General features: G+C 69.7%; 11 protein-coding genes and 2 pseudogenes. 9 read left to right on the top strand and 4 right to left on the bottom strand.

The window, feature by feature from the left end; translation table 11 throughout:
* Positions 1-20 precede the first annotated feature (20 nt).
* A complete protein-coding gene (locus ACVCMC_RS12255) occupies positions 21-683 on the top strand; it encodes a DsbA family oxidoreductase (protein WP_395121061.1) in 663 nt (220 codons plus the stop codon).
* Between the two features lie 10 nt (positions 684-693).
* On the opposite strand, the gene ACVCMC_RS12260 is transcribed toward ACVCMC_RS12255, so the two are convergent.
* Positions 694-3,594 carry a bifunctional diguanylate cyclase/phosphodiesterase gene (locus ACVCMC_RS12260; RefSeq protein WP_447097478.1) on the bottom strand — a complete coding sequence of 967 codons (2,901 nt, stop codon included), beginning with the start codon at positions 3,592-3,594 and terminating at the stop codon, positions 694-696.
* Positions 3,595-3,817: 223 nt separating this feature from the next.
* Here ACVCMC_RS12260 and dinG point away from each other — a divergent pair, with 223 nt between their 5' ends.
* From dinG to ACVCMC_RS12290, 6 genes are all read left to right on the top strand, one after another.
* Positions 3,818-5,920 (top strand): ATP-dependent DNA helicase DinG, encoded by a 2,103-nt coding sequence (gene dinG, locus ACVCMC_RS12265; RefSeq protein ID WP_447097479.1) that lies wholly within the window; start codon positions 3,818-3,820, stop codon positions 5,918-5,920.
* Positions 5,917-6,471, top strand: coding sequence for a HutD/Ves family protein (locus ACVCMC_RS12270; protein WP_447097480.1), 555 nt, complete (start codon positions 5,917-5,919; stop codon positions 6,469-6,471). The genes dinG and ACVCMC_RS12270 overlap by 4 nt, the downstream gene beginning before the upstream one ends.
* A gap of 73 nt (positions 6,472-6,544) precedes the next feature.
* Positions 6,545-7,123, top strand: coding sequence for an NnrU family protein (locus ACVCMC_RS12275; protein ID WP_447097481.1), 579 nt, complete (start codon positions 6,545-6,547; stop codon positions 7,121-7,123).
* A 91-nt stretch (positions 7,124-7,214) separates the two neighbouring features.
* On the top strand, positions 7,215-7,412 hold the full coding sequence (locus tag ACVCMC_RS12280; protein WP_395121056.1) for a hypothetical protein: 198 nt from the start codon (positions 7,215-7,217) through the stop codon (positions 7,410-7,412).
* A 13-nt stretch (positions 7,413-7,425) separates the two neighbouring features.
* On the top strand, positions 7,426-8,022 hold the full coding sequence (locus ACVCMC_RS12285; protein WP_447097482.1) for a DUF938 domain-containing protein: 597 nt from the start codon (positions 7,426-7,428) through the stop codon (positions 8,020-8,022).
* A 37-nt stretch (positions 8,023-8,059) separates the two neighbouring features.
* Positions 8,060-8,461 (top strand): YchJ family protein, encoded by a 402-nt coding sequence (locus tag ACVCMC_RS12290; RefSeq protein WP_395121054.1) that lies wholly within the window; start codon positions 8,060-8,062, stop codon positions 8,459-8,461.
* 3 nt (positions 8,462-8,464) lie between these two features.
* Here the strand turns inward: ACVCMC_RS12290 and ligB are convergent, their stop codons facing one another.
* The 3 genes and pseudogenes from ligB to ACVCMC_RS12305 all read right to left on the bottom strand — a co-directional run.
* Positions 8,465-10,144 (bottom strand): NAD-dependent DNA ligase LigB, encoded by a 1,680-nt coding sequence (ligB, locus tag ACVCMC_RS12295; protein WP_447097483.1) that lies wholly within the window; start codon positions 10,142-10,144, stop codon positions 8,465-8,467.
* Positions 10,145-10,244: 100 nt separating this feature from the next.
* A pseudogene (locus tag ACVCMC_RS12300) lies at positions 10,245-10,694 on the bottom strand (NRDE family protein); the annotation flags it as partial.
* Positions 10,695-11,157: 463 nt separating this feature from the next.
* Positions 11,158-11,481: pseudogene (locus tag ACVCMC_RS12305) on the bottom strand (NRDE family protein); the annotation flags it as partial.
* A 121-nt stretch (positions 11,482-11,602) separates the two neighbouring features.
* Between ACVCMC_RS12305 and ACVCMC_RS12310 the strand changes: the two are divergent.
* The gene (locus ACVCMC_RS12310; RefSeq protein ID WP_447097484.1) at positions 11,603-12,775 is read left to right on the top strand and encodes a murein hydrolase activator EnvC family protein; all 1,173 of its coding nucleotides are present in this window, start codon (positions 11,603-11,605) and stop codon (positions 12,773-12,775) included.
* A 110-nt stretch (positions 12,776-12,885) separates the two neighbouring features.
* Positions 12,886-14,241, top strand: a complete 1,356-nt coding sequence (locus ACVCMC_RS12315) for a S41 family peptidase (RefSeq protein ID WP_447097485.1) — start codon at positions 12,886-12,888, stop codon at positions 14,239-14,241.
* Positions 14,242-14,261 lie beyond the last annotated feature (20 nt).

Raw genomic sequence — 14,261 nt, forward strand, 5'->3', positions numbered from 1 at the left:
CCGGATTTGCGAGGTATCCCATGTCCACGTCAGCGATTCCCGTTCCGCTGCGCATCGATTTCGTCTCCGACGTGTCCTGTCCCTGGTGCGCCGTGGGCCTGGCGTCATTGCAGCATGCGCTGGCGAAGCTCGATGGCGAGGTGTCCGCGGAAATCCACTTCCAGCCGTTCGAGCTGAATCCGCAGATGGCGGCGGAAGGCGAGGATTCCACCGAGCACCTGCGGCGCAAGTACGGCAGTTCGGCCGAGCAGATCGACGCCAATCGCGAGGCGATCCGTGCGCGCGGCGCGGCACTCGGTTTCACCTTCAACATGGACCGGCGCAGCCGCGTCTACAACACCTTCGACGCGCACCGGCTGCTGCACTGGGCCGAGCTGGAAGGGCGGCAGCTGGTGCTGAAGCAGATCCTGCTGCGCGCGTATTTCACCGACGGAGAGGACGTGAGTTCGCACGACACGCTGGCGCGGCTGGCTGTCGAAGCGGGGCTGGATGGCGAACGGGCGCGGCAGTTGCTCGAAAGCGACGAATTTGCCGACGAGGTGCGCGCGCAGGAGCAGTTTTTCATGTCGCGCGGCATCCACTCGGTGCCGGCCACCATCGTCAACGGCCAGCACCTGATCTCCGGCGGTCAGCCGCCGGAGGCGTTCGAGCAGGCGTTGCGGCAGATCGCCGCCGCGCGATAGGGCGCGCGATTCAGGACTCGAACGGCGCGGGCCGCCCGATCCAGTAGCCCTGCCCCATGGCGCAGCCCATCGCGTGCAGCGCGGCGTACTGGATCTCGGTCTCGATGCCTTCGGCGACCACGTCGATGTCCAGCGCGCGGGCCAGCGCAAGCACCGCTGCGACCACGGTGGTACTGCTGGTGTTGGCGCCCTTGTCCAGCTCGTTCACGAACGCGCGGTCGATCTTCAGGATGCGCAGCGGCAGCGAGTGCAGATAGCTCAGCGACGAATAGCCGGTACCGAAATCGTCCAGTGCCGCGCCGACGCCGGCGGCGCGCAGGCGCTCCAGCGTGGTGCGCACGCGCTCCGGATCGTCGAGCAGGGCGCCCTCGGTGACTTCCACCACCACCCGCGTGGGCGGCAGGCCGGTGCGTTCGAGCAGCTCGATCAGGCGTGAGTCGAAATTGTCGTGGCGCAGGTGCATCGCCGACACGTTGAGCGTCATGAAGGTGTCGGTGCGCTCCTGCCGGCGCAGGCGCTGGCAGCTGATCTCGAACATGTGCCAGTCGATCGCCTCGATCAGCCCGCTGTCCTCGGCGATCTTGAGGAAATCGCCCGGCAGCAGCAGGCCGCGTTGCGGATGGTTCCAGCGGATCAGCGCCTCGTAGCCGACCACCGCGCGATCCTCCAGGCGGCAAATGGCCTGGAAATGCGGCTCGAACTGGCCGTGCTTCAGTGCCTGGCGCAGCTCGCCTTCCAGCGTCAGCACGTCGACCACGCTGCGCGCCAGCGTCTCGTCGAACAGCTGGTAGCGCTTGCGGCCGAGTTCCTTGGCGCGATACAGCGCGATGTCGGCATCGCGCAGCACCTCGTCGGCGGTCAGGTAGCGGCCGTCGCCGATGGCGATGCCGACGCTGACCGCCACTTGCAACTCCTTGCCGCCGGCGGGCATCGGTTCGGCCAGCGCATCCATCACCCTTTGCGCCACGACGTTGGCGTCGGCCGGCTGCTCCACCGATTCCAGCAGGATGGCGAACTCGTCGCCCGACAGCCGCGCCACCAGGTCCGGATGACGCACGCAGCCGGACAACCGCGTGGCGACCTCTCTCAGCACCTCGTCGCCGGCCAGGTGGCCGAGGCTGTCGTTGATGATCTTGAAGCGGTCCACGTCCATGTACAGCAGCGCGCAGCGCGGGCGTGTGCCTGACGCCGGCGTCGACAGCACGCGGTCGATGCGGTCGCGCAGATAGCTGCGATTGGGCAGGCCGGTCAGCGGATCGTGCATCACCTGGTGCTTGAGCTGATCCTGCACGCGTTCGCGCTCGATGATCTCCTTGCGCAGCGCCAGCGTGCGCTCTTCCACCCGGTGTTCCAGCTGCTCGTAGGCGCGATGCAGGGCCTCGGCGGCACGGCGGCGGGTGAGGCTGTTGGCGACCTGGGTGGCCACGAAACTCAGCAATTCCTGCTCGGACGGACCGTAGGAGACGTCGGCGTCGTAGCTCTGCACCGTCACCAGCCCGATGACCTCGTCGCCGACGATCAACGGCACGCCGAGCCAGCAGGTGGAAGGCGAGCCGGAACGGCCGGCCACGATCTCGCCGCTGCGTTCCAGCTCCTCGATGTCGGCGTTGTCGGCGCGCAATGCGGTGCCCCGGCGCAGCACGTATTCGCTCAGCCCGCGGCCGAGCGGGCGGCTCGGCGGCGGACGCAGCTTGGCGTCGACGGCGTAGGGGAACAGCAACTGCTGGCGGTCGTCGGAGAGCAGCGCGATGTAGAAGTTCTGCGCGTTGAGCAATTCGCCCACCACGCCGTGCACACGGCGGTAGAACTCGCCATGGTCGATGTGCGCGGTGGCCAGTTCGGCGATGCGGAACAGCGCGGTCTGCAGGTGCTCGGCGCGCTGCCGCTCGACGATCTCCTGCTGCAGGCCACGATTGGCTTCGGCCAGTTGCGCGGTACGCAACTGCACGCGCTGTTCCAGATCCTCCTTGCCCTGCTTGCGCTCCAGCGCGATCAGGATGTGGCTGGCGACGAACTCCAGCAGCGCCAGGTCGCCCGGGGTGTAGCCGATCTCGGGCCGGTAGCTCTGCACCACCAGCGCCCCGCCGGGGCGGCCGTCGCGCATCATCGGCACGCCGAGCCAGTCGCGGCTGTCGGTGCCGATCACCTTCACCGGGCCCTGCGCCTGGATGCGCAGCTCCTCGGCGTCGCCCATGCGCGCCTTGCCGTCGCGCAGCACATACCAGGTCAGCGTGTGCTCGATCGCGCTGATCGGCATGTCGAGGCCGCCGCCTGGCGCCACGGGATCTTCCACGTCGACGTAGTACAGGAAACGGACCGTGTCGCGCGCGGCGTCGTGCAGCACGATGAAGAAGTTGTCCGCGTACATCAGCCCGCTGACGATGGCATGGATGCCGCGCAGCACGGTGGGCATGTCGCGCTCGGAACCGGCGAGGTCGGAGATCGCGAACAAGGCGCGCTGCAGGTTCTCCGAGCGCTCCAGTTGCTCGTGCGAGTGCTGCAGTTCGAGCCATTCCAGCGCACGTTGCAGATGCAGGCGGGCCGGCCGCAGCAGCGCAGCCATCTCGTCGAGAAAGCGGGGACCCGCCGATGCAGGCTGCAGGCGCAGCACCAGCACGGCCGGCTGCGGCAGCTCGCACAGGCGCAGTGCCACGCGCTGACCGTCCGCATGCCACTGTGCCCCGGCGGTGCCGGCAGCCAGTTCGATCCACGGCCAATCGGCATCGTCGACCGGCATGGGCGGCATGCTGCAGACGCCGGCCCGATCGTGCAGCCGCCACAACACGCTGGCGGCTTCGCAGCCGGGCCGGTCTCGCGCCAGCGCGGCGATTGCCGCAGCCACTTCCGCTGGCGAGCGGGCGCCGACCAGATGGGTCAGCCAATTCAATTGCAGCGAGTCGTCGATGGACATCGACTCCATCGTGCCCCCTTTCCTGTCGCCGGGATATCGCCGGATCAGGTTCGAGCCGCGGCCCGGCCCAGCATACGCGCCTGCCACTGTGCGACATTCCGCGGGCCATCGGCAAGCCGCAGCCGCGTTGACATGTCCGATAGACTGGGCAGCCGGCCGGCAGGGCAGCGCACGCGCGCGGCGCGCCCCGGCCCTGCACCGTGTCACGGACCCGCCACCCCGCATGCTCGCCGACTCCACCAAGGACGCCATTCGTGCCGCCTATGCCCGCGTCAAGGCGGGCCTGCCGGGCTTTCGCGCGCGCGCCTCGCAGGGGCGCATGATCGCCGAGGTCGCCAAGGCGCTGGCCAGCGCCGGCGGCGTGGCGGTGATCGAGGCACCCACCGGCACCGGCAAGTCGATGGCCTACCTGGTCGCCGGCCATGAAGTGGCGCGCTTCCAGAAGAAGAAGCTGCTGATCGCCACCGCCACCGTGGCGCTGCAGGAACAGCTCGTGCAGCGCGACATTCCGCTGTACCTGAAACTCAACGACATCGAAGCGAAGGTGGCGCTGGCCAAGGGCCGCGGCCGCTACCTGTGCCCGCGCAACCTGCTGATGGCGGCCAACAGCATCCACGACGCGCAGCTTGGCCTGGCCGGTTTCGAGGCCGACCTGCTGCTGTGGAACAAGCCGCCGCAACCGCGCGACAAGCAGTCGCTGGCCAAGCTGCGCGACGCGTTCGACCGCGGCGAATGGAACGGCGACATGGACAGCGCGCCGGAGCCGGTCAGCGACCTGCTGCGGCCGATGATCACCACCAGCGCCGGCGGCTGCACCGGGCGCAAGTGCGGGCAGTTCATGAACTGCCCGTTCTTCGCCGCGCGCCGCGCGGTCGACGACGCCGACATCATCGTGGCCAACCAGGATCTGGTGCTGGCCGATCTCACCATGCCGGGCGAGGACGACAGCTGGGGCGGCGTGATCCTGCCGCGCCCGGACGAGACGCTGTACATCTTCGACGAAGGCCACCACGTGCCCGGCAAGGCGATCGAACGCGGCGCGGCCGAAGTCTTCATGACCGCCACCGTGCGCCAGTTGAGCCGGCTCGGCCGGCAGGTGCATGCGGCCTATTCGCTGACCGACAAGGAACGCCTGGGCAAGCTCGCGCTGGACCAGGGCGACGAGAAGCTGCAGGAGCTGAGCAACACGCTGGAGGAGCTGGAGAAGGAAATCCGCCTCGCCTGGCTGCCCGACCCGGCCGAGACCGAACCGATGTACCGCGGCTCGCTGGGCCAGCTGCCGGAGCCGTGGGTGGAGCATGCGCGCGCGCTCGACCTGCTCACCGGCGAGGTGCAGCGCTGGCTCACCGCGGTGCGGCGCGCCGTGGTGGAGATGACCGACGGCGGACCGACCCAGGAGGCCTTGTCGCGCGAGCTCGGCATCGCGCTGGAGCGCATCGGCCGGCAGGCCGCCTGCTGGCGCGCGTGGTCCAGCGACGATCCGGACAACGCCCCGCCGCTGGCGCGCTGGGTCACCCTGGGCACGGACCAGCAACTGGTCTGCCATGCCTCGGCCGTCTCCGCCGCGGGCCTGCTGCGCAACGTGCTGTGGAACAACGCCAGCGGCGTGGTGATGACCTCGGCCACGCTCAGTGCCGGCGGCAACTTCCGCGGCTTCGCCGATGCCGTGGGCCTGCCCGACGATGCGGTGACGCTGAGCCTGCCCTCGCCGTTCGACCTCGCCGCGCAGGCACGCCTGGAAGTGCCCGCGATGCACACGCTTCCCGACGCGCGCGAGGCGCACGCCGAGGAAATCAGCGCCTGGCTGGCTGACCACCTCGACTGGGACGCCGGCAACCTGGTGCTGTTCACCTCGCGCGCGAAACTCGACCGCGTGCTGCAGAAATTGCCGATCGCGCACGTGCGCAAGGTCCGCGCGCAAGGGTCGCTGGGCAAGTCGCAACTGGTCGCCGAGCACTGCGCCGACATCGAGGCCGGCAAGGGCAGCACGCTGTTCGGCCTCGCCTCGTTCGGCGAAGGCCTCGATCTGCCCGGCAAGCTGTGCGAGACGGTGGTGATCACCCAGTTGCCGTTCGCCGTGCCCACCGACCCGGTCGGCGCGACCTACGCCGAGTGGCTGGAATCGCGCGGCCGCAACCCGTTCATCGAGGTCAGCGTGCCCGAGGCTACCCGCCTGCTCACCCAGTACTGCGGCCGCCTGATCCGCAGCGAAACCGACCACGGCCGCATCGTGTTGCTGGACCGCCGCGTGGTCACCAAGCGCTACGGCAGCGGCATGCTGCGCGCATTGCCGCCGTTCGAGCGCGTCATCGAGAGAACCGCATGATCGTCCGCCTGTCCGACTGCCCGCTGCGGCCGTGGAAGAACGGCCTGGGCCGCACCCGCGAAATAGCCGTCCAGCCGTCCGCCGCCGGCATGGACGATTTCCTGTGGCGCGTCAGCCTCGCCGAGGTCGACAGCGCCGCGCCGTTCTCCGCGTTTCCCGGCATCGACCGGCAGATCGCGCTTCTCGACGGGGCCGGCTTCACCATGACGCTGGATGACGGCCGCAGCCACGCGCTGACCGCTCCGTTTGTGCCGTTCGCGTTTCCCGGCGAGGCGAAGGTCGAGGTGGCACTGGCCGGCGGCCCCACCCGCGACTTCAACCTGATGCTGCGCCGCGGCCGCGCGCGCGGCGGCATCGAAGTGTGGCGGGATACCGGAGCGCACGCGACGGGCGCCGCCACCGTGCTGGTGTACTGCGCCCGCGGCGCCATCGACTGCGTCGACGGTACGCTGCAAGCAGGCGATGCCTGGCGACCTTCGTCGGGCGCGGCATCGATGACCTTGCACCCAAATGCGGTGGCGCTGGTCGTGCACGTCGAACCCGTCGCCTGACGGATGTCACTGGGCCGCGGCGCCGCGCTGGCCTATCCTCGACCTTCGTCGCCGCCATCGGAGTCACCCCGCCATGCTCGTGTTGATTCTCGGCCTCGTGCTGTTCCTCGGCATCCACTCGCTGCGCATCTTCGCCGACGACTGGCGGGGGCGGCAGATCGCGCGGATGGGCCTGATGCGCTGGAAGGTGCTGTATGCCGCGGTGGCGATCGCCGGTTTCGTACTGCTCTGCTGGGGCTTCGGACTGGCGCGCCAGCAACCGGTGTTGCTGTATGTGCCGCCGCTGTGGCTGCGCCATCTCAATGCGCTGTTCACCCTGGTGGCCTTCGTGTTGTTCATCGCGGCGCGGGTGCCGCGCAACCATTTCAAGGCGAAGCTGCATCACCCGCAGGTGCTGGCGGTGAAGGTGTGGGCATTCGGCCACCTGCTGGCCACCGGCATGCTGCACGACATGGTGCTGTTCGGCGCGTTCCTGCTGTGGGCGGTCGTGCTGTTCGCCGTCTCGCGCCGGCGCGATCGCCGCGAAGCCGCCGTCTACGCTGCCGGCACGGTGCAGGGCGACGTGCTCACCGTGGTGATCGGCGGCGCGCTCTGGCTCGCCTTCGTGCTGCGGCTGCACCTGTGGCTGATCGGCGTGAGCCCGATGGCCTGAAATCGCGGCGGGGGGTGTCGGGAGTCATCTGCGCGCGCGCCGCGCGCTGCGCTACAGTGCCGGCGTCCCCACCCCTGCGGAGGATCAACGCATGGTCGGTTTCCTGCTCTGGCTGTTGCTGCTGGTGTTCTGCTGGCCGATCGCCCTGCTCGCCCTGGTGCTGTACCCGATCGTGTGGCTGGTGTTGCTGCCGCTGCGGCTGGTCGGCATCACCGTGAGCGCGGTGTTCGCCTTCCTCGGCGCGTTGCTGATGCTGCCGGCGCGCGTGCTGCGCGGTCGCCCCGCCTGAGCGTGGCGCGGGCGTGGACAAACCCCACTCGCCTGCGTGCGAACGCAACCGCGAATCCATCCTCGGCGTGCTGCGCCGGCACGTCGCCGGATGCCGGCACCTGCTGGAGATCGGCAGCGGCACCGGCCAGCACGCGGTGCATTTCGCCGCGGCGATGCCCTGGCTGAGCTGGCAATGCTCCGACCGCGCCGAGAATCTCCCGGGCATCTGCGCCTGGCTGGATGAGGCGGCATTGCCGAATACGCCGCCGCCACTGGAGCTGGACGTCAATGGCGACTGGCCGGCCGGCCCCTTCGATGCGGTGTTCAGTGCCAACACGCTGCACATCATGAGCTGGGCGGAAGTGCAGCGGCTGTTCGCCCGGCTGCCCGCGGTCACCACCGCCGATGCGGTGCTGGCGATCTACGGGCCGTTCAACCAGCATGGCCGCTACACCAGCGCCAGCAACGCCGCGTTCGACGCCTGGCTGCGCACGCGCGGCGCGCACATGGCGATCCGCAACGCCGAGGCGGTGGACGCGCTGGCCGAGGCCGCGGGCTTCCACCTGCTGCTCGACGTCTCGATGCCGGCGCACAACCGCTGCCGCGTATGGCAGCGCATGCACGGCTGAACCTGCAAGTCGGGGCCGAAGCAGGTACAAAGGCCGCATGAAGTCGATCGACACGCTGACCCCCTGCCCCTGCGGCAACCCCGCCGGCTACACCGCCTGTTGCGGCCCGCTGCACGACGGCGCCCCCGCTGCCAGCGCCGAGCAGCTGATGCGCTCGCGCTACAGCGCCTACGTGCTCAAGCGCGAGGATTACCTGCTGGCCAGCTGGCACGCCGACACCCGGCCCGCCTCGCTGCGGCTGGCCGCGCAGCAACCTGCGCCGACCTGGCTGGGGCTGGAGGTGCGGCGCCAGCAGATGATCGATGCCGACCACGCCACGGTGGAATTCGTCGCCCGCTATCGCCTCGGCGGCGGTCGCGCGCAGCGGCAGCACGAGACCAGCCATTTCGTGCGCGAAGACGGCCGCTGGTATTACCACGACGGCGAACTGAAGAGCTGAGCTTCAGAAGCCGGGCACGCCGGCTGCATGCAGGCGCACGGCCTGCTCGCGAACTTCGGCGCAATCGAAGAACGCCACCAACTGGTTCGCGCGGCCGGCACCGACGCCCTCCTGCGCCTGCCAATCGTCTGCTCCGCGCGCCTCCAGCGTCGGCCAGTCGGCCGCTCCGCGCGCCTGTCCGGCCGGCACGCCCAGCGCCTGCAGCCAGCGCGCGAACGGACGCTCGCGCGCACTGGCGAAGACCCGCGCCAACGCGGCCGCGCGGTTCGCGCCGAGGCCGGGCACGGCGGCCAGCTGCGACGGCGTGAGACTCATCCAGTCCAGCAGATGACGTACCAGGCCCGCGTCGACCAGCGCCCGCCAGGTGCCCTCGCCCAACCCTTCCAGCTGCAGTCCGTGGTGGCCGCCGAGCCATGCCAGCCGGGCGAGAAACTGCTGCTCGCAACCCGGCGTGGCCTGCCAGCAGGTCAGCGGCCCGTGCATGCGCGGGTCCGGCGGCGTCACCGGCGCGCGCTGCAGCGCGCGCCAGGCGACCGACTGCAGGCGCGGAATGGTCAAGCCCGCGAGCACCACCTCGACCTGGTCGCCGGGACGGATGTCGAGCTCGCGCCAGCGCTTGAGCGAGCCCACGCTGACGCGCTGCACCCGATGGTCGTCCAGTTGCACCGGCTCCAGTTGCAGCACCGGCGTGATACGGCCGCTGCGACCGACGGTGAATTCCACCGCGCGCACCTCGGCCAATGCGGAGGCAGCCGGATACTTCCATGCCACCGCCCACTCCGGCGGCGCGGCACGCCAGCTCGCGGCGGCTGGCCGCCGGCCCTGGCGCACGACGGTGCCATCGGCCGCGAACGGCATCGCGTGGTGATACCACTGCTCACGCCAGCGCTCCACCTCGGCCAGCGAGGCGACCGGTTGCGTGTAGCGCACGCTGTCGGCCAGCCCCATCGCCTGCAATCCTGCCAGCCGCGCCGGCATGTCGGGCGGGCCGCTGGGCCAATCCCACACGAACAGGCCGATGTGCGCGGCCGCATCGCCGAGCTCATCGCGCGCCATCGCCGCGGCCACCGCCGAACGCGCGTTGAGGCCGCCGTCCGTGGCCTGCACGTGGCCGGGCAGGCGCCAGACCAGCTCGCCCTGCAGCACCACACGCGCCGGCGCATGCGGCAGGTGCCTGGGGATCGCGGCGATCCGCCGCGCCTGTCCGGTCCAGTCCGAGCCGTGCAAACCGTCGCCGCGACTGCTGGCCTGGCGCAGGCGTCCATCGACGTAGAGCAGCGTGACCGCGACACCGTCCGCCTTCGGTTGCACCCACAGATCCTGGTCGCCGCGCGCGCGCATCCACTGCGCCAGGGCGGCGGCATCGGGCAGCTTGGCCAGGCCGGTCTGCGCCACCGGCGAAGTGACCCGGCCACCGGCATCACCCAGGTGGTTCAGCGCCGCCGGCGCCTGCCCGGGGAAGCAGCGGCGCCATTGCTCGAACCGCTGCAAGGCCTGGTCGTACACCGCATCGTCCACCGGCGCGGCGCCCTCGACGCGATAGGCGTGGTTCCAGCCGTCGAGGCGATCGTGCAGCGCCAGCAACTCCTGTTGCGCCCGCGCGGGCGGCCAGTCCGGGCAACCCGCGTGCACGCCGTGGGCGAGCGGCACGATCGCCGCCAGCAGAAGCCATCCCTTGCGCATGCCCATCCCCTCGACCCGGACCAGGGAACCAGCCTGCCCGCCGCCCGGCGGCCCACCCAGCCGGCTGCGCCGCCGGGCTGCGTAGGTGAACGCTGTCCGCTCAGGCCGGCAATCGGCCACCGAAACGCAGCAAGGTTTCGCCGAGGTAGCGCGCGTGCGGACCGAAGCGACGCTCCGCGATCACGCCGGCGCCGTCATGGTCGATCGCCACCACGGTACTGGCACGGGTGCCGTAATCGGCGCCGCGGATGAAGGCACTGGAGAGCCGGCGCTCCTGCTCGAGGCCGACGCCGGTGTCCGGCAAATGCTCGTCCGGCGCGAGTTGCTCGTCGGCCAGCGCGGCGAACAGCGCGGCGAAGTCGGTGTCGTCGCCATCGTCGATCCAGCGCTGCAGGCGTTGCATCAGCGCGCGCGTCTTCGGCCACGGCGTATTGAAGTCGGCGTTGGACAGGCCGTGCACGCCGGGCGTGACCGCCTGCGCCTCCGGCTGCGGCCGGTTGCCGAGATAGAACGCCGCCTGCGCATCGAAGGTGAGCAGGTTGAACGGGCGTTAGGCTCCAAAAGTGAAAGTCACGAAGTCAGCCGCCATTATGCTTCTTGCGCTCGTGCATGCGTTCGTTTTTGGCGTCGTGTGTGCGTCGATTGGCGCGCGCTTTGGATTCTACAATTTGGCTAGCGCAGGATCATTTATGCGTTCAGCGCTTCCGAGCGCCTCTATCGCCAGCCTTGTCGTAACTGCTCCGTTGGCGTTTGCTGCCGGGTGTATCGGTGGCAGACCGTTCCTTTTGTACAGTAGCCTCGCTTTTATCTTGGCTTGGGTGACTTTGGCAATCTTGGACTACCGCCTAGTATTCCTACTTAGCGAATATTTTCTAATTCCACCGGCTGTCGCGCTTATAGCAATTGCATGTTCTGGCTATGTATTTTTTACTCTGGGCTCCCGTGCTCGCCATAGCGTACGCGCCTAACCACTCGTTCAAGGCGGACGGCTTCGCCGCCGCTTAACTCAAGCGATAGTCCGCAGCCACGCGCAGCAGCTGCTCCGCATGCGCGGCGGCATCCTCGGCGCCCGTCAGGTAGTCGCGGATCAGCAGGCCGCGCGAGGCGCCGAGCTGCGGGTCGCGCGGATCACGCACGTTGGTCACCACCGCGCAACGCCCCGCATCGGATACGCCGAGCCAGCTGCCGCCGGCCTGCAGATCGCGCCCGGCGAGGATCGGCACGTCGTCCCAACGCGCCAGCGCGGCGCTGGGCCGCGCATGGAACTCGTCGCGGTTGCCGGCCAGCAACAGGCGCCAGCGTGGATGGACTTGCCAGGCAAACGCGATCACGCACATGCACCCACACCCTCTCTCGACGTTTCGTCGGCGCCGCACCGTGGCGCCGCAGATGTCGCGCCAACATAGCACCGTCGCCGGCACGCTCGCCCCGCGCCGCGGGCTCGGTGATAATCGACCGATGCGCAATCCATCCCGTTCGATCCGCCGCGTGCTCGGCGCGCTGCTCATCGTTGCCTGCCTCGGCGTGACGTACGCCGCACCCGCCGCGCCGGCCGGCCAGCACGGGAGCCGCGCCGAACAGGCCGCCGCCAGGCAGAAGCTGGCCGACCTGCGCCGCAAGATGGAGGCGCTGGCCGCCGAGCAGGCCGACACCGCGGCCAGGCGCGACAGCATGAACGCGGAATTGGCGAAGCAGGCCAATGCGCTGGCCGCCGCGGCCAGGGCCGTGCGCGAGACCGATGCCGCGCTGGCGGCGGGACAGAAGCAGCTCGACGAGCTGCAACAGCAGCGCGACACGCTGCAAGGCGAACTGCAGCACCAGCGCGCCGCGATCGCCGACCTGCTGCGCGCCACCTACACCCTGGGCCACGGCTCGGACCTGCGCCTGCTGCTCGGCGACGAGGACGTGGCCCGGATCGCCCGCGCGCTGGTCTACTCGCAGTACTTCCAGCGCGATCGCGTGCAGCGCGTGGAGAAACTGATGGGCGACCTGGCCCGCCTGCAGGAACTGGAAAGCTCGATCGCGGCCCAGCAGCAGACGCTGCAGGCGACGAAGGCCCAGCGCCAACAGCAGGCGCAGCAGCTGGCGCGGCAACGCGCGGCGCGGCAGAAGCTGGCCGCGGAAACCGACGCGAAGTACAAGGACCAGGCGCAGCGCCTGGCCGCGATGAAACAGAACGCGCAATCGCTCAACCAGCTGCTCGACAAATTGCAGAAGGCCATCGACGAGGCCGCCGCGCCGCAACGCGGCCAGCCGCCGCCGTCGCGCTCGGCCGACATCCGCGGCAAGCTGCCGTGGCCGGCCAGCGGTGCGGTCAACCCGTTCGGCAACGGCGTGCTGATCAAGGCCGCCGCCGGCAGCGAGGTGCACGCGGTGGCGCGCGGGCGGGTGATCTACGCCGGCTTCCTGCGCGGTTACGGCATGCTGCTCATCCTCAACCACGGCAACGGCTGGATGAGCATGTACGGCAACAACGAAAGCCTGCTGCACGGCGTTGGCGACGAGGTCGAGGCCGGCGAGGCGATCGGTACCGCCAGCGCGGTCACCGGCGTCAACACCGGCGTGTATTTCGAGCTGCGCAAGAATGGCCAGCCGGTGGACCCGGCCAGCTGGCTGCGCAAGCACGGCTGAGGCACCGCCGCACGGCGTGGTGAATTGTTGCGCGATCCGGCGGTCCCACCTCCTGCCATACTTCGGCGGCGCTGCGGCGCGCCGTCTTTCCGTCGAGCGGAGTCAACTGCATGCCTTGTTCCCACCGTAGAGCGGCCACCTGCATGGCCTTCCTGTCGCTGCTGGCCGTCGGCGCCGGTCAGGCGCAGACCACGCCCGCCAGCGCGGCCAGCGCGAGCGAACCGGCCCGCGCCGGCAGCACCGCCGCGGCCGACCCGGTGGACTTGCAGGACATCCGCAATTTCAGTCGCGTCTACCAGATGGTGCGCCAGGCCTACGTCGAGAAGGTCGACAACAAGACCCTGATGAAGGCGGCCATCACCGGCATGCTGGCCGGGCTCGACCCGCACAGCGAGTACCTCGACAAGGAGGGCCTGCAGCAGCTCAGCGAGGACACCTCCGGCCAGTACAGCGGCCTGGGCATCGAGGTGTTGCAGGTGGATGGCGGGCTCAGGATCGTCTCGCCGATCGACGACACGCCCGCCGCGCGCGCCGGCATCAAGCCGGGCGACAACATCGTCAAGATCGACGGCAAGCTGGTGGACCCGCAGAACGTCAACGAGATGTTCCAGCGGCTGCGCGGCAAGCCGGGCAGCAAGATCACCCTCACCATCATGCACGAGGGCAGCGACAAGCTGGTCGACATGCCGCTGGTGCGCGAACTGATCTCGGTCAGCAGCGTCAAGGTGCGCGAACTGGAACCCGGCTACGCCTACATCCGCATCAGCCAGTTCCAGGATGACACCGCCGCCGACCTGCAGAAGAAACTGGGCGAGCTGGTCACCAGGAACGGCCCGCAGAAGGGCGCCGTGCTGGACCTGCGCAACAACCCCGGCGGCCTGCTCACCGCGGCGGTGGCCGTCGGCGACGACTTCCTCGACAGCGGCGTCATCGTGACCACGCGCGGGCGGCTGCCCGACGCCAACATGAGCTTCAGCGCCCACCCCGGCGACCTGCTGGACGGCGCGCCGATGATCGTGCTGACCAACCACGGCACCGCCTCGGCCGCCGAGATCGTCTCCGGCGCACTGAAAGACAATCACCGCGCGCTGACCATGGGCCAGCGCAGCTTCGGCAAGGGCGTGGTGCAGACCGTGCTGCCGCTGGATGCCGACCATGCGGTGAAGATCACCACGGCGCGCTACTACACGCCCAACGGCACGTCCATCCAGGCCGAGGGAATCAAGCCGGACATCGCGCTGGCCGACCTCGCGGTGAGCCAGGCCGACCACCCGCCGGTGCTGATCAGCTCCGAGGCGGATCTGCCCAACCACCTCGCCAACGAGAAGGCAGCCACTGCAACCGACATCGACGACGACGGCAGCGCCGCCGACGCCAGGCTGGCCACCAGCGATTACGCGCTGGCGCAGGCGCTGAACGTGCTCAAGGGCATGGCGCTGCGCATGCCGGCGACGCGGCAGCCGTGAGCCGGCGCCTGCGCGGTCGA

It is taken from the genome of Rhodanobacter sp. UC4452_H20, assembly GCF_052978205.1.

Coding starts and splice junctions, on each gene's coding strand:
- ACVCMC_RS12255 (WP_395121061.1), top strand. CDS start 21: ATGTCCACGTCAGCGATTCCCGTTCCGCTGCGCATCGATTTCGTCTCC.
- ACVCMC_RS12260 (WP_447097478.1), bottom strand. CDS start 3,594: ATGTCCATCGACGACTCGCTGCAATTGAATTGGCTGACCCATCTGGTC.
- dinG (WP_447097479.1), top strand. CDS start 3,818: ATGCTCGCCGACTCCACCAAGGACGCCATTCGTGCCGCCTATGCCCGC.
- ACVCMC_RS12270 (WP_447097480.1), top strand. CDS start 5,917: ATGATCGTCCGCCTGTCCGACTGCCCGCTGCGGCCGTGGAAGAACGGC.
- ACVCMC_RS12275 (WP_447097481.1), top strand. CDS start 6,545: ATGCTCGTGTTGATTCTCGGCCTCGTGCTGTTCCTCGGCATCCACTCG.
- ACVCMC_RS12280 (WP_395121056.1), top strand. CDS start 7,215: ATGGTCGGTTTCCTGCTCTGGCTGTTGCTGCTGGTGTTCTGCTGGCCG.
- ACVCMC_RS12290 (WP_395121054.1), top strand. CDS start 8,060: ATGAAGTCGATCGACACGCTGACCCCCTGCCCCTGCGGCAACCCCGCC.
- ligB (WP_447097483.1), bottom strand. CDS start 10,144: ATGCGCAAGGGATGGCTTCTGCTGGCGGCGATCGTGCCGCTCGCCCAC.
- ACVCMC_RS12310 (WP_447097484.1), top strand. CDS start 11,603: ATGCGCAATCCATCCCGTTCGATCCGCCGCGTGCTCGGCGCGCTGCTC.
- ACVCMC_RS12315 (WP_447097485.1), top strand. CDS start 12,886: ATGCCTTGTTCCCACCGTAGAGCGGCCACCTGCATGGCCTTCCTGTCG.